The sequence below is a fragment of the Bacillus sp. Au-Bac7 genome (genome assembly GCF_021341655.1).
In the GTDB taxonomy this organism is placed as follows: Bacteria; Bacillota; Bacilli; order Bacillales; family Cytobacillaceae; genus Niallia.
Genome location: NZ_JAJTTG010000027.1, coordinates 1 through 19981, shown reverse-complemented (window position 1 = coordinate 19981; position 19981 = coordinate 1). Strand labels below are relative to the sequence as shown.

19 protein-coding genes are annotated in these 19981 nt (G+C 32.5%); 18 read left to right on the top strand and 1 reads right to left on the bottom strand.

Features of this window, described 5'->3' with window-relative positions:
- Positions 1 to 55: 55 nt before the first annotated feature.
- The gene (locus LXM54_RS27015) at positions 56 to 544 is read right to left on the bottom strand and encodes a hypothetical protein (protein ID WP_233319359.1); all 489 of its coding nucleotides are present in this window, start codon (positions 542 to 544) and stop codon (positions 56 to 58) included.
- Between the two features lie 727 nt (positions 545 to 1271).
- Between LXM54_RS27015 and LXM54_RS27010 the strand changes: the two genes are divergently transcribed.
- From LXM54_RS27010 to LXM54_RS26925, 18 genes are all read left to right on the top strand, one after another.
- Positions 1272 to 2297: an ROK family transcriptional regulator gene (locus LXM54_RS27010; protein WP_233319357.1), complete on the top strand. Its 1026-nt coding sequence runs from the start codon at positions 1272 to 1274 to the stop codon at positions 2295 to 2297.
- Positions 2298 to 3028: 731 nt separating this feature from the next.
- Complete coding sequence (locus LXM54_RS27005) at positions 3029 to 3379, top strand: hypothetical protein (protein WP_233319355.1); 351 nt, start codon at positions 3029 to 3031, stop codon at positions 3377 to 3379.
- A gap of 273 nt (positions 3380 to 3652) precedes the next feature.
- On the top strand, positions 3653 to 4468 hold the full coding sequence (locus tag LXM54_RS27000; protein WP_233319354.1) for a Cof-type HAD-IIB family hydrolase: 816 nt from the start codon (positions 3653 to 3655) through the stop codon (positions 4466 to 4468).
- A gap of 348 nt (positions 4469 to 4816) precedes the next feature.
- Positions 4817 to 6055, top strand: a complete 1239-nt coding sequence (locus LXM54_RS26995) for an MFS transporter (protein ID WP_233319352.1) — start codon at positions 4817 to 4819, stop codon at positions 6053 to 6055.
- A gap of 147 nt (positions 6056 to 6202) precedes the next feature.
- Entirely contained in the window at positions 6203 to 7015 is an 813-nt protein-coding gene (locus tag LXM54_RS26990; RefSeq protein ID WP_233319350.1) for an endonuclease/exonuclease/phosphatase family protein, read from the top strand.
- A 37-nt stretch (positions 7016 to 7052) separates the two neighbouring features.
- The gene (locus LXM54_RS26985) at positions 7053 to 7403 is read left to right on the top strand and encodes a hypothetical protein (RefSeq protein WP_233319348.1); all 351 of its coding nucleotides are present in this window, start codon (positions 7053 to 7055) and stop codon (positions 7401 to 7403) included.
- 69 nt (positions 7404 to 7472) lie between these two features.
- Complete coding sequence (locus tag LXM54_RS26980; RefSeq protein ID WP_233319347.1) at positions 7473 to 7802, top strand: GNAT family N-acetyltransferase; 330 nt, start codon at positions 7473 to 7475, stop codon at positions 7800 to 7802.
- Between the two features lie 417 nt (positions 7803 to 8219).
- Positions 8220 to 9251, top strand: a complete 1032-nt coding sequence (locus LXM54_RS26975) for a hypothetical protein (protein ID WP_233319346.1) — start codon at positions 8220 to 8222, stop codon at positions 9249 to 9251.
- Positions 9252 to 9330: 79 nt separating this feature from the next.
- On the top strand, positions 9331 to 9951 hold the full coding sequence (locus LXM54_RS26970) for a hypothetical protein (RefSeq protein ID WP_233319344.1): 621 nt from the start codon (positions 9331 to 9333) through the stop codon (positions 9949 to 9951).
- A gap of 32 nt (positions 9952 to 9983) precedes the next feature.
- Positions 9984 to 10538, top strand: a complete 555-nt coding sequence (locus tag LXM54_RS26965; RefSeq protein ID WP_233319342.1) for a hypothetical protein — start codon at positions 9984 to 9986, stop codon at positions 10536 to 10538.
- A gap of 181 nt (positions 10539 to 10719) precedes the next feature.
- Positions 10720 to 11172, top strand: coding sequence for a hypothetical protein (locus LXM54_RS26960; RefSeq protein ID WP_233319340.1), 453 nt, complete (start codon positions 10720 to 10722; stop codon positions 11170 to 11172).
- Between the two features lie 578 nt (positions 11173 to 11750).
- On the top strand, positions 11751 to 13046 hold the full coding sequence (locus tag LXM54_RS26955; protein ID WP_233319337.1) for an IS110 family transposase: 1296 nt from the start codon (positions 11751 to 11753) through the stop codon (positions 13044 to 13046).
- Between the two features lie 1316 nt (positions 13047 to 14362).
- Positions 14363 to 14938 (top strand): TetR/AcrR family transcriptional regulator, encoded by a 576-nt coding sequence (locus tag LXM54_RS26950; protein ID WP_233319335.1) that lies wholly within the window; start codon positions 14363 to 14365, stop codon positions 14936 to 14938.
- A 155-nt stretch (positions 14939 to 15093) separates the two neighbouring features.
- On the top strand, positions 15094 to 15843 hold the full coding sequence (locus LXM54_RS26945) for an SDR family NAD(P)-dependent oxidoreductase (protein ID WP_233319333.1): 750 nt from the start codon (positions 15094 to 15096) through the stop codon (positions 15841 to 15843).
- A gap of 270 nt (positions 15844 to 16113) precedes the next feature.
- On the top strand, positions 16114 to 17175 hold the full coding sequence (locus LXM54_RS26940; protein WP_233319331.1) for an alkene reductase: 1062 nt from the start codon (positions 16114 to 16116) through the stop codon (positions 17173 to 17175).
- A 113-nt stretch (positions 17176 to 17288) separates the two neighbouring features.
- Positions 17289 to 18290 carry an NADP-dependent oxidoreductase gene (locus tag LXM54_RS26935; RefSeq protein WP_233319329.1) on the top strand — a complete coding sequence of 334 codons (1002 nt, stop codon included), beginning with the start codon at positions 17289 to 17291 and terminating at the stop codon, positions 18288 to 18290.
- 24 nt (positions 18291 to 18314) lie between these two features.
- On the top strand, positions 18315 to 19157 hold the full coding sequence (locus LXM54_RS26930; RefSeq protein ID WP_233319327.1) for an alpha/beta fold hydrolase: 843 nt from the start codon (positions 18315 to 18317) through the stop codon (positions 19155 to 19157).
- A gap of 281 nt (positions 19158 to 19438) precedes the next feature.
- The coding region (locus LXM54_RS26925; RefSeq protein ID WP_233319326.1) for a tyrosine-type recombinase/integrase at positions 19439 to 19981 on the top strand (543 nt) is incomplete at its 3' end.

Sequence of the window (19981 nt, the reverse complement as noted above, 5' to 3'; positions counted from 1 at the left end):
GGTTTAACGTGGATAGGAATGAATTTAATTACCTACTGTAGAAATAGCCGTATCTTTAGTTATCTTTATAGCATTTTATTATCTTAAGATGTAAAGGCAGGAAATAACTATACACAAACAAAAATATAGGAATGCTAAATAGATGGTTCCATCCCTTAAGTTCCATGTATCCAACCTTTACTACTGCCCATTCAATTAAAACAGAAATAACAACAAATGCTATTACTAATCTCCATTTATTCGAATTATTTAAGTAGTTTAAGTAAATAACTGCAAGTGATGAAGGAATGAAACTGTACGTTAGAAGTTCACCAATTCCTGAAAGTTTAGGATGACCAAAATCAACTAGATCTAAAAAACCCGCAAAAATGTTGTCACTAATCCAAGTTAGTAAACCAATTACTCCAATTGTAATATATACTTCCCTCCAATTTATCTCTTTCTTTGGCATGATAAGAATATACAATAACAATATTATAACTAATGATATTGACAGCCACATCCCTTTAGCATTTAAATCTAAGTTCTTAATAATTGAGTCCATACATAGTCTCCTTTACGTCTTTACTTCTCAATATTATTTCCAAACTTAGGGGAAGCCATTAAAAGTTATTAAAATTCATTAAGGCAAACGAGAGTCACAAAAACTAAGTGGTCTCATCTTATAAAGCTTTATGATTGGGAGAGAGGCGGGGGGGGGGGGAAATGCACACTACCTAAGTTCAAATAAAATCCTTAGGTTTACAATCTATTTTTGTTTTTTACTCAGTGTAGGCGTCGTGTTCATAAGTTAAAAAATAAAAAACTTTTTGTTACAAACTACTTAAGGTTATGATTTGTTCAAAAATTCCTTAGAGTATTTACTTCTTTGGTCTATAGAGTTAAAGTAAACATATAATTACTAACAAAACTCGAGAAGTAGGAAAAGAATCTTATTTTACACACTTATTAAACCTGTTAAATAAGTTATAGTGAGATTGTAAAATAAGTAACATAATCGAGAGGGAGTTCTGTTTACGGATTTTCAATAAAAATGAATAAAGGGATTACCTTCTGAAATCCATATAAAGGATTAGATATTGTTTTAATTCACATGTTGGTAAAGATTTCTTTGGTAATAATATATAAGTTTGTTTGAGGTGTTCCTATCATTTAAATAAGGATAAGGGAGTTTTTACTAACAACAGTGTAATAATGTCATTTGTTGTGATGGAAACTCAATTATGATATAGTAACCACATTCTTTTTAGAAAAGAATGGTGGGAAAATTATTGGATGAAATTTATACAACTCCTAAAATGATAAAACAAGCAATTATTACAGGAATAAGAAAGAACTTAATAGAATTAGGAAGTGCTACTAAAGTTGAACTCAGTAAATTATTGGGTGTAAGTTTTCCAACGATAAGTAAATTTTTGGCGCAGATGGAGTCGGAGAACGAAATAATTTCAGTAGGCTTAGATCATTCAAGTGGAGGAAGAAGAGCAAAGAGATACACATATAACGCTGAATATATGCTTGGAATTGCAGTTTTTTTAGAAAAGTCCGAGACAAATTATACAATTTTTAATTGTTTAGGTGAAATAAAAGAGGAAGGTTCCATTCCGAGTGAATTAAAAAAAGATAACCTAGAAGTGTTAGATGTCTTTATTGAAAAAATGGTTATTAAATATCCAAAAATAAAATCAATGGCCATTGGTGTACCAGCTGCGGTTGAGAATGGAAAGATATTTTATATTCCAGGATATAAATCCTTTCAAAATTTTGATTTTAAAAAATATTATGAGGAACGATTCGGAATTTCTGTTGTAGTAGAGAATGATATGAATGCTGTAGTTTTAGGTTATCATACTAACATGAGGATGCAAGATAAACAATCACTTGTATACTTCTACTTTGGACAAAATGGCCCAGGAGCTGGTTTGATAATTAATGGGAATATAGTCAAAGGTAATTCATTTTTTTCTGGAGAGATTCCATTTGTCCCACAGTATAATGATAAAAACTTCCAGCAAGCATTATTAGGGGGAAATGAATTTAAAAAACTACTTATTAGTAAGGACTATGAAATTGATTCAATCAGTAGGTTAGTAGCGACCTATGTTTCAATTATTAATCCACATACAATCATATTCTGTATGGATGAAGTACAAAAAGAGGTATTATATAAAATTATAAAAGTTAGTTCTTCGTATGTTCCAAGTGAACATTTGCCATTATTCAAATTAAGTGATTGGGAAAAGGATTACTTATATGGATTACAAAGTCTAGCTCATGAACTACTAATGAATAATTAGATCATAATAAGTTAACATTGGTGCTTTACTCATAGTTTGCAGTAGAGCATCATGTTTATAAACGAATACTTTTTAAAATAGTTTAATAAGTTCTAGTTGTTTTAATTTCAGTGATAGATAAATACTAAGGAGGAAATTTTTATGAATTTATACTTAAGCTGATAGTGAAATCAGTAAATAAATTAACAGAAAAATTGGTTAGAAATAGTTGTTCGCTTCTTAGTGGCCCGATATTACTGGTGGCGGATAATATGAAAGTGTCATTTTAGTATAAATAGATGAGACTGGTATCACCTGGTACCAGGTTTATACTCTTTGTATAAGATTTAGAATTCTAAATGGAGAAAATCCACCTATTATATGGATTGGAGGGTCACTATTGAAAAAGAAGAAAATTATTGTTCCATTAATAATAATATACGGAATATTCACCGTGGTAAATCTGGGGATATGGTGTATATTGGCTTTATTTTGAATTACCCGAATCACAGAATTTCCTTTCAACTTTTGAAAACACTCAAGTGCTGAATACGAGTTTCTTTAAATTATACTAGTAGACTTATTTAATTTCTTTAATAAGGTGTGTAGCTTTAACTAAAAAAAATATACTTTCATGAGGTGATAGAATTGGAGATTTTAGACCAACAATTATTAATTGTGCAACACACTTTTTAAATACCTTTAATAAGTTGTTAAGGAGAAACAAGTGAATTCTCTAAGGAGGTAAAGTGATGGTTAATTTTCATAATAAAATATTTGTTTGTAATTCTGTTACCAATATAAAAGGTATAGAGCCTGGAACAAAGTTTCATTTTTACCATTTTAAGGATAATATACATATTAAAATTATTCATGAAGAAATATCAGCCGAATTTGTAGGACTCTTAAAAAGTGAAGGTTTTTTAGAAGGGATTTTAAACTATTATAATACCGAAAAATTAATACTTAGTGGTATATGTACATTACAAATCAAGAAGATACTTAATGAAGTATGTAGAATGTCTGGCATTTGGTTACCGATTGAATTTGATTGTACAGAGATTAAAATAATACTTGAGGAACAAGTAACTACCGTTGAATGAAACAGTGTAGATTATCCTTATAAGGAAATTTAAATATAATTGACTATTTAAAAAATACAAATAGCTGCTAGAATGTCTGGTATTTCTTTTGACATAATGAAAATATACCTCGATTACAAGGGGAATTTTATGTTAACTAGTATGACCCGCAACAGGTAATATATGGTGTATTATCCGCGTAACTTATTAAATAATTTTTGGTTAATAATATAAATATTCAACTTACAAGTTCGTTCTAACTTGTGGAAAAATATAAATACAGGAGGTCAAAGTATGACTATAAAGCTTATAGCAGTTGATATGGATGGTACTTTTCTAAATAATGAAATGGAATATGACAAAGAGAGATTTTTTAAGCAATATAAAAAGATGAAAGCGTTAGGAATTCATTTTGTTGTTGCCAGCGGAAACCAATATTACCAGTTAAAATCATTCTTTGATGACATTCAAGATGAGATTAGTTATGTCTCCGAAAATGGTGCTTTTATAGTAGACCAAGGAGAAGAAGTATTCTCTGTTGATATTCCTGAAAACGATGTCAATTTAATAGTAGAAGAATTAGTATCGCATAATAAATTTACAATTGTGTTATGTGGAAAAAAGAGTGCCTATGTACTTGAAGATGTTTCAGATACATTTTTTAGTATGATGAATAAGTATTATCACCGCTTAAAGAGGGTATCAAGTTTCGAGGATGTTAACGATCAAATTTTAAAATTTGCCTTATCCTGTCCAGATGATGAAACTCTTCCGTTAAGAGATTTACTACATAGCAAAATAGGGGATATAGTAACCCCAGTTTCAAGTGGTCATGGAAGTATTGATTTAATAGTTCCTGCTTATCATAAAGCTTCTGGAATTCAATTATTACAAGAAAAGTGGAATATAAAGGATAATGAAACAATGGCTTTTGGAGATGGAGGCAATGATATTGAAATGTTAAAGCATGTGGGTTATAGCTTTGCTATGGAAAATGGAAGCGACGAGGTGAAAGATATAGCAAAGTATAAAGCACCATCTAATAATAATAGCGGGGTATTAGAAATTATAGATCAATACTTTGCAAATCAAGATCCATTTAAATTTTGAGGAGCTTATAAAGCATAGGAGGGCAGTCCTTTAACAGGAATGCCCTTTGTACTGATTAAAGTCTTGAATATTTCAAAAAATTGAAATTTTTACTCGAGTTAAGTATTGACGTAAAGGTAAATGGAAAGTTATAGAACCAAAGAAATCAAACGGTGGGCACCCAGCTTTAAAATATCAATACAATGCTAATTATGGATTCATTATAAACCTGTGCCAGAACAGAAGGCGGTAAACAAACTATTAGCTATAATCGTCTCGTCATGAGTATATGAAAGGCTTAGCAACAACCACATTAGAAAAGTTAAGATGACCTTTTAAGAAAAAATAAGAATTAAAAGGGAGAGAAAAATGGAAAATAGCAATGGGAGAATAAAAAATATTTATATCATGCAAGTTTTTATCATTTTTTTAGGTTTTATTATTTTTGGTTTTTCGGAAAATATTAAAGGGCCTGCAATACCTCGTATACAAGTGGATTTTATGCTTAATGAAACACAGATTGGTACATTGCTTTCCCTTAATTCCCTTGGGTATTTACTAGCCTGTACTTTTACTGCTTATTTAACAAGGATTTGGGGGATTAAAGTAACAACCATAGTGGCATTTGCATCCATGGCCATATCAGGTATATTCATTTATTTCTCACAGCAATACTTGCTTTTTTCTGCTTCTTATTTCTTAATGTATATTGGAAATGGAATGCTAGAAATCGGGTTGGCCATTCTTGGTGCTCGTATCTTCATTAAAAATACGGGGACCATGATGAATTTGTCTCATGGCTTCTACGGCCTTAGTTCAACAATTGCTCCACTCATAGCCACAGGTCTAATGGAAGTCACGATAGGTAGTTATACATTAGATTGGCGTGATATGTACCTTATTATGTTGTTATTGTCTGCCATACCAATTATTTTTATGTCTTTCACTACTTTTTCTGGGAAAGAAATTAAGCACGAGGAACGTATTCCTTTTAAAAGTCTATTGAGAGACCCAGTTATCTGGTTGATGATTCTTGTTCTTACTTTTGGTGTTGTTTCAGAATTGGCAGTTGGAGGTTGGCTCGTAAACTTTTTAGAAAAGGCATATGGATGGGAGACGATTTCCGCATCGGGTATGCTATCTGCGTTCTTCCTATGTTTTGCACTCGCACGTCTATTACTTGGTCCCTTAACAGATAGAATTGGTTTTACGATATCCTTATTTATTTTCTCTGGTACGTCTGCCTTATGTACTTTTGTGGCAGTTTTTGGTGGAGAAAGCATGGCCTTTTTATTTGCTGCAGCTGGTATTGGAATTGCCATGATTTATCCAACAGTTATGGCTTTTATTGCTAACAGATATCCAAATAACAGTGACACAGTTATTACAATAACGGTTACTTTTATGGGATTAGGTAGTGTCATTGGAAATTATGCAATTGGTGGAGTCACCGGTTGGGTAAAATCTATATTTGGAGTAAATTCGCAGTATGGTCTGTTACGAGGACTTCAAGCCGGCTATTCTGTGATAGGATTATGTGCAGCTTTATGTGCAGTAACAACTTTAATTTTATATATATATTTACTGAAGAAAAAGGAAGTAATTTAACCTTATGTATTTTCTATAAAATAATAGCCAAGTTTGGAATTAAAGTAGCAATAATTACTAATATTCATAATCAATAAAACATTGTGATTTTTAAGTGTTTGCTAAAGGAAGGTAGACTAAATCTTAAAAGACAGGAAGGAATAACGTATGAAATTATTAACCCTTAACTGCCACTCTTGGCAAGAGGAAAATCAAAATGAGAAAATTTTAATTCTGGTAGACACTATAAAGGAAAAATCGTATGATGTCATTGCTTTGCAAGAAGTTAACCAATGCGCAGATGAAAAAGTCGCTGATGAAAATAGTAAATATAAAATTAGGAAAGATAATTTTGCTCTAGTTTTAATAAATGAACTAAAAAAACAAGGAGTAAATGATTACTTCCTTATATGGGAATTTTCCCATTTATTCAAGCATTTTGAGGAAGGCTTAGCTATTTTAACCAAGCACCCAATAGTAGAAGCCCACTCTTTTTATGTATCCAATACTTTAGATTATACAAATTGGAGGGCAAGAAAGATTGTAGGTGCAACTATACAATACCGCGATAAAAAAATTTCTTTTTATTCTTGTCATATGGGATGGTGGCATGACGAAGAGGAACCATTTAAGCCACAAGCAGACAAACTATTTAAAAAAATAAATATAGGTGAAGAAAGGATTTCATTCTTAATGGGTGACTTCAATAATGATGCTTTTATTAAAGGAGAGGGATATGATTATTTAGTTAGTCATGGACTATTCGACACCTATAATCTTGCAACATCTAAAGATGATGGCATTACAGTTATAGGGGAGATTGGTGGATGGGAAGGGAATCTAAAGAAAAAGAGAATTGACTTAATTTTTATTAATAAGTTACTTTCAGTAACTTATTCCAATGTAATATTTAATGGGGAAAATAAGCAGGTAGTTTCTGATCATTTTGGTGTTGAAATAGGTGTTAACTTAGAAGATTAAATTAAATCTTACTATCGGGGCAGCATTCCTGTAATAAATGAAAACTAGCTCAGATGACTTGTCAAAACTTAAGGAATATCCTAATTATAAATATATTGAATTAGGGATTACATATGATAAAAGCTATACGATGAAGAAATTAAAAATATGCTACCTGATGAGGTTCATCCTTCATGGTATTGGGTTAATGATTATTCAAATGAAGCTGGTGAACGAGATTATACAGAGGACGATAAATTTATGTATGGAAATTTATGAACCTTCTTCAGAGGTAGGAAAATCAATGAGTTCATCAAAAATAAATAGCGAGTCAGATTTTCTAAACCGTGTAAAGAAGATAAATAAAGATGATTACGATCTATTAAAATTACAACAAAAAGAGGATTGATTATTGGAGTTGTTGATAAATACTAATTAATGTGTTTAATCCAATAAAAGTTGTGGGAGCAATGTAATTATGAAAATAATGACATATAATGAAAGAGCAATTGATTTCGAAGATGTTATTAAACTTTATAAGAATTCGGAGTTGTTGGAAGAGAAAGTCTTTCAAGATAAAGAGGATAAATTTAATAAAGTACTGACCGTCGGTGCTTGGCAGGATGAATCTTTGATTGGCTTAGCAATAGGAGTATCAGATGGGAACTTCAGAGCCTATATAGAAGATATGGTTATCGATAGTTTGTATCTCAAGGAAGGATTAGGAATTAAATTAGTTTCTAAATTATTAAAAGAACTTTCGTGTGACCATTTTATATTACGAAGAAAATTTAATACTCTTCTATAAATAGAGATGTTTTATTTACCACAATTTAAGAAAGGATTGTGTTACAAAGATATGTGAAGAAGCAAGGGCATTAATCCAAGGGAAATGCCCTTGCTTTTGTGTCTCTCCTAAAAATAAGTAGTAAGTATTCCTTTAATGAAGTAAGAAAATGGACTAATTTGTGAATAAATGTACTTAAAGAAACGGGACCGTTAGTAAAATAAGATGTTTCAATATAAGAGTATTTTAGTGTAAATTAGCACTTAAATTAAATGAAAAATAACTCCTAAAGTGACAATCTTGATTTTACTACCTTATTTGTTTGTCTCTTTAGGGTTTACCCTGAATGAACAAACAATTGAAACATTTTAACACATCCTTACGTATAATAATAAAATGGTTATTGTCGATTTCTAATTAATGAAAGGATGGGGGAAAATGGAGAGTAAAAAATCGGCAAAAGAAAGATTTTTAGATAGAAACTTTGGTGTATTAGAAGATTGGGATAAACATATGGCAAAGCAAATTCCTAATGGAAAGGAAATGCTAAAATTACAAGAGGAATTTGGTAATAGGACAAATTATGAGCTAGGGAGGGAAATGTGGTACAGTAATGATTTTTTTATTAATAGTCTGGTTCTAAACTTTATTACAGATGCAGAAGAAAGTGGAGAAAACGAGCTAGTTAATGAACTGAAAAATATATATGTTGGAATGCTGAATAAACCAGGAATAAATGCAGAGGCACTAAACATGGATGAAGAATTTGACGGTTATTTAATTAACATATATTTTGATATGGAAATTCAATTAACTCTAATTTCTCGTTTGGTTTCATGCTATTTATATGGTTTACATCCTAGAAGTAACGGTGAATGGATTGGACTACTTACTGAAATGGTAGATAATTTAGTATTTTTGGTGGACAAGCTAACGTATATACAAGTTGCTAAAGCAAGGATGAATGATGAAGATAGACATATTGATTTTGATTCTCATAAATTACATATAGAAACAGATTTATTTGTCGCAGGCATGTCTTTTATAATAGGTCATGAAATTGGCCATCATTTCTTAAAACATACAGAGTCTATTCCAAGAAACATTGTATCAAGATTTATACCGACAAATGTTACTTCTAATCAAATGCATTTAGATGAATTTGCTGCGGATAATTTTGGCTTTGATCTAGTAATTAAAGGAATGAAAATAAGAAATAAAAATACTTTATTTTCTCCGTTAATGGTACTGTTAATGCTGGCTCTTGGTGACGAAAAACCTGAAGAACCTAGTCAAAATCACCCTTCACCTAGGGATAGGTATCTAAACCTATTGAGTAGGTTGTCTGAATACGATGAAGAAATAGCATTGTCACTTCAACTAATTTTCAATGATTTAGCTACTTGGATTTATGACGATGATATTTTTAGTAAGAAAAAAGGATACTGGGATACCGTATGGTGGGAATAAAAAATAAAAAGGGAGATATACTCCTTACTAACTATCACATTTCCCACTAAAAATCTGAATATCTGAAGGGACAATAGTAATGGAAGCAAATAATGATAATTTTAATAGAAGATTTTATCTCTTTAAAAACAAAGTTATAAATATATCAATTTTGGTTATAGTAATAATTTCTTGTATAGGTTTATGGAGCATGGATCTATTAACAGTAAAAAACTTTTTCTTTAGGATAATTCCAGTATCTGTTTTTTTATTTTTGTTGTCGCCAACCATTGACTATATTTTCAGATGGATAGCAAAAAAAGAAGATGTAGATATTTCGATTTATCCAACTACATCTACAGATGTTAAAAAATTGAAGAGGGAGCTGAAATTTCTTGAAAGTTTAAGAAAAAACAGATTAAGGATTGTTAGCGTGAATAATAAATTTAATTACGTTTTTGCTTTTGGATTAATTTTATTAAGTGGTGTTTTTCTGGCTATAAGCATTGGAACAGCAAAATATTCAAATACTGTTAATTGGCTTTCAATTTTCACATTTGCTATAGGAATTATACAAATGGTCGATACAGGCATTGATAATAGACTCAATGATAAGATAAATGAAATACAAACAATGTTGATTGAAATAAGAGAAATAGAGCTTGATAATAAAGTAGATAAGATATTAGACCTTATTGAAAAGTTGCAGCAGAAAAAATAAAACATTTATAAATAGAAAAGAAGGGGAACAGAATGTTAAGAACTGATATGGAACATAATGAGGTTATAAAATTCATTAGTAGTCCAGATTGTTATGAGAATCTTATTAAGTCTACAGCATTTGTTAAAGACATATTAGTTAAGGACTTACCTAAATTAAAGAAAGATAAAGCAATTAAGCAGGTATTATTTATTAACTGGATATTAAAGATGTCTAAAAGCAAATTTCTTCTTAATCCTTATGGACAAGATGCTATCGCACTTTTTGACATCAACCTAAACAGCATGATTGCCATTAGATATTGTTCTACAATCACAGACGATACTAAGATAATATTTAAAAATTCTTTTGAGACTGCAATTGAAATTGTAAGTTTACATTCAAATAAAAAAGGCGAAGGTACTAGATTAATAAAAGAAGCCATTACTTTCTCAAAAGATATTAATTTACCATTAGTTCTATATACAGAAAAAGATGAATTAGTTAGTTATTATGAACAATTTAATTTTGTTAATCATGGTAAATTGGGAAGTAATAGCGAATTTCTAATGATTAGATTGCCGAAAAATATTGTATCAAAAACATAATAAGTGTCAATTTAGGAGTTATTTTCCACCTATTTTAATAATAAAATCATAGTAATATCTACTCATTTTAGAACGTTCACAAATAATTAACATTTTTTAACAAGGTATTTAATACCAAAAGTAGAATAAGTACATTGTAACTAACAGTTATAAAAAATATTAAAAAGGAGTGTTCCCAAAAATGAAAATTAAGCAACTAGTTCTGAGTGCTACTGCAGCAATAGCTATTCTAGGTGGTTCTGCTTTTCCAACTTTTGCTGCATCAGGAAATAATGAAAGCCAACTAACTTCAGCAAGTAACCAACTATCTACCCCATATGTGGCTTTAACTGCATATGCAGATTCATCAAGTGTTACTGTAAGTCCGCCTGAATGGAAAGCAGTGTCAGGATCTGTGGTTGGTAAAGGTCAGTATGGTAAAATAAAGCTTTATTCTACTGGGGTTGCAGGTTTATATGTGCAAGAAAAAATCGGAAATAACTGGGTAACTATGGGTGGAACTGGTTTAACCTTGTACGAAGAGGGTGGCGAAGCTACTCTAGATTATTGGATGGAAAAAGGTAAGGAGTATAGGATCGAGGTAATCTCAGGTACTGCGCTAAAATCAACTGGAACTATAAGAAATTCACTATAAAAATACACTCATTTGAATCAATTTCAAACCTATTTCCCTTATTTTGTATCAAAAACCGAGAAACCGTCTTGCTAAAAGCAAAAGACGGTTTCTCGGTTTTTGCAAGTCAAATTAAAAAGTCGATGCCGTATGGACCGACTTTTTATGGTGTGTTCCATTCCATCTTCAATATTTGACCAGGAATATTCTCTTTTTATCAACTTTGGAACTACTTCTGAACGTTTCAAAGGTTATAAAATAAGAAATACCACATCTGAAGGACAAATGACAATTTACAAACATGATATTTCTTCGAGGTACAACCGAAGATGCTCAAAACCATTTTTATATCATTTCCCTTATTTTAAGTTTTCTAAGTTGCGGAGGTATTAAAACGCTAACTTGAAATATAGGGTGCAAAATAGCACTTAAAAAAAGGTGCAATTTATCTCCAAAAGTGACATGTTCTAGCACTAACATGGCAGCATTCCTGTAATAAGTGAAAATGCGATTTGAAAGAAAAAAGACCTCTTGATAAGATAAATGTGTCCTGAGCTGGCCAGCAAAAAGGAACAAAATATCTATTCGGAGGTCTCATCATGAATTATAACCAAAATCATAAAATAGCTCAAATTACACCTAAAACCTTAGTAATTGGTATTGATATTGCCAAACATCATCATGTAGCTAGAGCGCAGGATTATCGTGGAATAGAGCTAGGTACTACTTGCTTTTTTGATAATACCCAAGAAGGATTTAAGACATTTATTGATTGGATTAATCAAATAAAAGAGTCATGCGAAATGGAGTCTGTCATTACTGGAATGGAGCCTACAGGCCATTATTGGCTTAATTTAGCTCATATTCTAAAGGAGGAACAGATTAAGTTCGTCACGGTCAATCCTTTACACGTCAAGCATAGTAAGGAGCTAGACGATAACTCTCCAACTAAAAACGATGTAAAAGACGCAAAAGTCATTGCACAACTAGTCAAAGATGGTAGATACGCCGAACCAACGATACCACAAGGAGTTTTCGCGGAACTGCGTGTGGCTAAAAAATTACGCGATTTATTAAATGTAGACTTACAAATTGTGCAGGGACAGGTACACAACTGGATTGATCGATACTTTCCAGAGTTTTTTACCGTTTTTAAAAGTTGGGAAGGGAAGGCAGCTCTTCATTTATTAAAGCTTGAAGCATTACCGGAAGAATTGGTTAGATATACAGAAGAAGAATTACTTGAATACCTTAGGCAAGCAGTGAAACGTAGTATAGGGATTAAGAAGATTCAAGCCTTAAAAGAAGCCGCCAATCGCTCGATTGGCATTCGTCAGGGCGCCATGATGGCTAAAATGGAATTAAGAACCTTAATCCAAAAGTATGAACTCATTCAAGCCAAGTTCGAAGAGCTTGACCAAACTCTGGATACACTGCTTCAAGATATTCCAGGCGTTGATCAAATGTTAGAAATAACAGGAATTGGACGCGATACAGTGGCGGGTTTCTTCGCTGAAGTAGGCGATTTGAGTGAATACAATCATCCTCGTCAGATAACCAAACTGGCAGGACTCAGCTTAAAAGAAAATACATCAGGTAAGCATAAAGGGAGAACCAGAATAACCAAACGTGGTCGAAAGAAATTACGAGCATTGTTATTCCGGGCATCTATGATTCTAGTAGCCAAGAACAAAGCCTTTAAAGCCCTACATCATTACTACACAACGAGACCTGATAATCCGTTGAAAAAGATGCAGTCTTTAATTGCTTTGTGTAATAAGCTCATCCGTATACTCTTCTCTATTGGTAAGAAACAGTTTGTGTTTCAAGAGGAGAAGATGTTGAAGGACATCCCTCATATGCATGCATTTATCCAAGAACCAATAGCAGCTTAATCACTATAAAACTAAACTTTTAACAAATAGATTTGAACAGATGAACAGACAAAATCAGCATGGGATTAGTCGGCAACGGAACTAACGTAAGGACAATGATCCTGTATGGCAGCATGACCGACATCCACCTTATGGAAAGGTTGAACGAAGGAATGTAGGAGCGTAGACTCTGTGAGACTTGGGAGGGTAGACCCCCGTAAGATATGTGGACATCCATTGGTGCGTACATACCTATTTATCCAACTTTTTGAAATAAACCGAAGGTTGGCTAGTTTCTTGCGCTCATTTTCTTCGTAAACAGCTTGATTGTGTTCTTTTCTCTCTAATCAAATCTGTAAAGTTAAAAAAGTTAGATAGCAATATGGAGAAAAACTGCGTATTTAAGAGATAAGTGTTTGTTTATTGAGGGAGCATTCCTGTAATAAATGAAAATAAGCTGGAAGAAACATTGCAGTTTAGTGAAAGAAGGATTAAGTAAAACCATCAATGCTAACTATTGATGGTTTTACTTAATCCTAAAAATGAGTGATTTTTGTCTAACTAAAAAAATAGAGTTTGTATTAGGATCTATGATTTCTAATAATCCATTTTCATGATTAAAGAAACAAAAGTGTATTTTACTGTTGTATATAACTTTTTGACCGAAAGTGATATTACTAATATGGTCTAAAGCAGTTGACATAATCTGTTTTTCTAGCCCCCTTCACTATATAAAGGGAAGGTGACTAAAAAAAGTCTAATAGGACCCAATATATTATATGATTTATTAAAACCGTAACATAGTACTGGCCCCTAAGTAAATCCCGTTGTACTTATCAAATGATAAGAATTTAACAACAAAATAGTCTCGCATTTTTAATTTTTTGTGTTACAAAAGTGGCAGGTTTGTTTAAGTGCATTTCTTCACAAAAGTATTATAGGGAGGACTAAAGAAGGTTTATGCAGTTTTAGCACGCCACAAAAATTTATTCTTTACCAATCGTTCTCAAAATGATATTATGGATTTGTTAGGTTATTAGTAGGTTTTTGTCATAATGAGAATGTTCATTCTAAAAACATAACTTAGCATTAACTCAAGTTACAGAAATAGATTAAAAAATCCTTTAAAGGAGGTGGAGTTGTTAACACGTATGGTTCATACTAACGAATGGTGAAATTGGTAGTAACTCTTAATGCTATTCTTTACTGTTCATTCTTAAAATGATATCATTGGCAAGGGACGAGAAAGTCAATATTTTACCTTATTAAGATTGATGATTACCTTTAAAGCATTAGATTTTCTGGTTACTCTAAGATTACTTAAAGGAAATGATAGTATGGCTAGAAATAAGGAATTTGATGAAAATGTAGTATTACGAAAAGCTATGGAACTTTTTTGGATACAAGGATATGAAAAAACCTCCATGCAGGATTTAGTAAAGTATATGGGTATCCATCGTCGTAGCTTATATGATACGTTTGGCGACAAGCACACTTTGTTTATAAAAGCGTTGGATCATTATAATGAAATTATAACAACTAGAATAGAGAATGAAGTAAGCCAGCAACATTCGGTAAAGGATGCCATCAAGCAGTTATTTAATATGATAATTGTCAGAGATAAACAACAACTTGTTGGATGTTTGACCGTAAATACTGCAGTTGAGTTGTCTTTACATGATGAACAAGCAGCAGAAAAGGTAACGGAGAGTTTTTCTATGACCGAATTACTGCTAAATAATCTAGTTCAAAAAGGTCAAACAACTGGAGAGATATCTAAACATCTTGATGCAAAAAAAACATCGGAATTTCTTCATAATTCCTTAGTAGGTCTACGCGTTATGACCAAAACTACCGATGACACAGAAAAATTAAATAATATTATTGATATGACACTTTCGGTATTAGATTAATTTTTTTTACTCATTTGGGAATGTTCATTCTCGAAAAGGGTAATCAATCAAGCTGAATCACTTGTCAGATATCAAACTATCAAGCAAAGTTTGTGTCGATACAAACTAATAAACAGTTAAAGACTAATTGATAATTTAATTTGAGGAGAGTTAATATGAAATACACAGTCATTACAGGAGCAAGCTCAGGTATAGGGTATGAGACAGCGTTAGAATTTGCTGCTCGGGGAAAAAATTTAATTATAGTTGCAAGAAGATTAGATAAATTAGAAGAACTAAAAACCGCAATTCATAATATAGATCCTGAATTAGATGTTATTATTCGCACAGTTGACTTGTCTGTTACAGAGCAGGCATATAACCTGTATAACAAATTAAAAGGGTATGAAATTGAGACATGGATTAATAATGCTGGTCTTGGTGAATCTGCTTTTGTAGCAGATCAAAATTTAAGCAAAGTTGAAACTCTGTTACGGGTTAACATAGAATCTTTAACAATCCTTTCTACCTTATTTGTTCGAGATTATGCAGAGAAAGAGGGAACTCAGTTAATTAACGTATCATCAGCACTTGGATATGCAATTGCTGTTGGAACTGTCACTTATTCTGCGTCTAAATATTATGTTAGTGCATTCACTGAAGGTCTTGCAAAAGAACTAGAATTAAAAGGTGCAAAACTAAAAGCAAAAGTGTTAGCACCAGCTATGACGGAAACAGAATTTGCTAAAAATGCAACCGATTTGGATAGTTTCAATTATAAAGAAAATTTACCTATGTACCACACAGCTAAGCAAGTAGCTGGATTTATGATGGAATTATATGATAGTAATGCGGTAGTAGGTGTGGTAGATCAAAATTATGAATTTCAAATAAGAGGTCAAATTTATCCAATAATAGCAGGTTGAGTTATTAATACCTTTAGACTCTAATATAGGGTCTTAGTAAAGACTCGTAATAACTACAGTAATAGAGTTATAATCTGACCCTTTAATTACTGAGTTAGCTTTCTTTCTACACACCTATATTAGAATGTTCATTCTAATATAGGTGTGTCACTAATTTATATAAAAAATATAGAACTCAATGTTCAAAGGCGAAATAGCTGAGTTCGTCAATTCGTTCCTAAATTCAACATCTTTATAAGAAATTGTAACTATTAAAAAGGAGGAAGTTATATGAGCAAGTTATTTGAACCAGTCAGAATTGGAAATATAGAACTAAAAAACCGTTTAGGTATGGCACCAATGACAAGGAGTAGAGCATTGCCAGATGGAACACCTAGTGATTTGGCGGCAGAGTATTATGACCAGCGTGCTTCGGTCGGTCTAATAATAAGTGAGGGTACTCAACCCTCTGAGGATGGTCAGGGTTATACAAATACACCTGGTATTTACACAGAATCACATATTGAGGGGTGGAAAAAGGTAACATCCAAAGTGCATAACGAAGGAGGACGTATATTTGTTCAACTTATGCATGTAGGTCGTGTCTCACATCCTGACAATACACCTCATCACCGTCAAGCTGTTGCCCCATCAGCTATTGCGCCTAATATAGAAATATTTACAGCACAAGGAATGAAGGAGATTCCAACACCTAGAGCGTTGAGTGAAGGAGAAATTAAGGACGTTATAAATGAGTTTCGCCTAGCAGCACGAGCAGCTGTAGAAGCTGGTGCAGATGGCGTTGAAATCCACGGAGCAAATGGTTACCTTATTCAACAGTTCTTAAGTGAAAATGCTAATCAACGCCAGGATGCGTACTGTGGGACGATTGAAAATCGTTCAAGATTCGCCATTGAAGTAGCAAAAGCAGTTGTTAATGAGATTGGACCAGAACGAACGGGTATACGCTTCTCTCCTCAAGGTACACTAAATGGAATAGAAGAGGGAGAAACAAGTAGGGAAATGTACCGTTATTTAGTCAGCGAGTTAGATAAACTCAACCTTGCATATCTCCATATCATGCACTTCGGAAATGAATCATTATTACAAGAGATTCGTCAACTTTGGTCGCAAGCACTTCTTGTTAACCGAGCAGGACGTACTTTAGACCAACTTACTGTAGACTTGGATAATGAACTTGCGGACGTTATAACTGTAGGGACTTGGATGATAGCCAACCCAGATTTTGTAGAACGATTGAAATTGGATGCCCCACTAAATACGCCTGATAAAAATACCATATATGCAGGAGGAGCAGAAGGATATACAGATTATCCTTTCTTAAAAGAATAAAAGACAAGGTTTAACCGTTAACAAGACTAGACAACCAATGAATAAAATAAGCGAAAGATAATAAAAAACCATCAATGTAAGAGTTGGTGGTTTTTTAAAAGGAGATTAAGAATATGAAAGCTGCTCAAATTCAAAAATACTCGAAAAACATTGAAGCACAGATTGTTGATATCCCTATACCGAGTATTAAAGAAAATGAAGTACTGGTAAAGGTAAAAGTTGCTGCAATAAATCCACTTGAAATATTAAATATTACAGGAAGTGTAAAATTAATACAAGACTATGATATGCCTCTTACATTAGGAAATGAACTAACAGGAATTGTCGAAAAAGTGGGTAATCCTGACTATGGGTTTAAGGTTGGAGATTCTATTTATACAAGACTCCCGATTGAAAAAATTGGAGCATTTGCAGAATATGTTGCAGTTGATGCTAAATCGATATGGTATTTGCCGAAAAATTTAGATTTCGTTACGGGAGCTGGTGCACCGTTAACTGGTTTGACGGCATACCAAGGCTTAGTAGAAGAGTTAGAAGCAAAAAAGGGACAAACAGTGTTTATTCCAGGAGGTTCAGGAAGTTTTGGACAAATGGCTGTTCCTATAGCTAAAGCAATGGGATTAAAGGTCATTGTTTCTGGTAGTCCTTCCGCAAAAGAGAGAACTATGAACGCTGGTGCAGATCAATATATTGATTATACTAAGGAAAATTATTGGGAAATACTAGACGAAGTTGATTTTGTAATCGATACGCTAGGTGCTAAGGAATTCGAACGGGAGTTATCCATAATAAAAACAGGTGGTCGGTTACTAAGTCTTCGTACTGCACCAAATAAACAGTTTGCAATAGATAACGGTCTTCCTAAATGGAAGCAATTTATTTTTGGATTAGTGGGCTCGAAATTTGATAAGAAAGCAAAGAAAAAAGGTGTTCAATATCGCTTCATTTTCGTTAGAGCTGACGGACGACAATTAGAAAAAATTACAAAAATCATTGAAGAAAACAATATTGTTCCAGCTATTGATCCTACCAATTTTACAATTGAAGACATTAATAATGCATTAAATTTAGTAGTAAAAGGAAAGACAAAAGGAAAAGTAGTTATTAAATTTTAAAGGTAAGTAGGAGTGGAAGTAGCAATGTCGATTCATTATTCTTATATTGACGCACCTAACTTATTTATTCAGCACCATAATGGTAAACGGTATGCTTATAGAGAATTAGGAGAAAAAAAGGGAACCCCGATTATTTTATTGACACATCTCTCAGCAAATCTTGATAATTGGGATCCTAGGATTATTGATGGTCTCGCTAAAAGCCGTTGGGTCTTCGCATTTGATAACACAGGAGTAGGACTGTCCAATGGGAAAGTACCAAACAACATCTCTCAAATGGCAAATGATGCAATCACATTTATTAAACAACTAGGATTTTTAAAGGTAGATTTGATAGCTTTGTCAATGGGAGGTATGATTGCTCAAGAATTAATCTTAAAGGAACCAAGCTTAGTTAGAAAGTTGGTATTAGTTGGTACGGGACCTCGAGGAGGGAAAGGTATTTCCAATGTCACGCATATTACTAATCTTGATTTAGTCCGTGCAATATTAACTTTCAAAGATATAAAAACCTATCTGTTTTTCCAAAACACACAGAATGGTAAGAAAAAGGCTAAGGAATTTCTAATTCAAATAAAAAAAAGGAAAAAACATCGAGATAAAACTATCAGTTTAAGAGCATATAGAATGCAATTAAATGCAATCAATAAATGGGGAAAGGACAAGCCTGCGGACTTATCAAAAATTGTTCAACCTACACTAATAATAAATGGAGATCATGATCGTATGGTTCCGACAGAAAATTCATATGACTTAGCAAATAGAATCCCTAATAGCCAGTTGGAAATATTTGACCATGCGGGACACGGTTCCTTATTTCAATATCCAAAAGAGTTTGTCGAAAGGGTAATAATATTCTTAGGTTGATTAGTATTATTATTAGGACCTACTTAAAAAAGCACAATTAATTGATATAGAAGCCTAAAGAATTGGGGCGTTGATCCAGAAAGGTTCAATGTCTTTTTTGCTTAGTTTTCTTTTTGTACTTTCAAGGCAATAATCCTGTTTTAAATAGACTGATGAAGGTATAGTTTGTGAAGATTTACACTTGAACTATAGGGGGCATTTCTTCTATAAGTATTATTAATTAAGTATAATTTGTAAATTACTAGTAAATACTGATTAATAAAAAGATAGGAAAGATGAATATGCTTTTATCTGAAGCTTGGCACTTATATAAAGCAGATAAACAAATTCAAGGATACTCTTCCCAGACATTAAAAGCTTATAAGATTCAATCTGCCTTGTTCATAAAACACTTAGGTAATGTTGAAATAGAAGAAATTACAACGGAAACTATCAAACTGTATCTCGGAGAAGTTGCGAGTGATTTAAAAGCATCTAGTTTATGTCATCGCATTCGTTTTATTAAGTCGTTATTCAGATGGGCGCAAGAAGAGAAATATATTACTTTTAATCCAAGTATGGCCATAAAAGAACCTAAATTAGAAAGTAAAATTCCTAAGTTTTTGACGGAGGAAGAAATAGAGCTATTAAGAGAAGCATGCCTTAGTCCCTTTGAGAAAGCATTATTTGAATTTATGTATTCTACCGGTTGCAGAATAGGAGAAATAGTAAACTTAGATAGAAGTTCAATCAACTTCTCAGAGCAATCCGTTATAGTATTTGGTAAAGGGAAAAAGGAAAGAGAAGTTTATTTTAATACTCGATGTAGTATTTGGCTAAAAAGG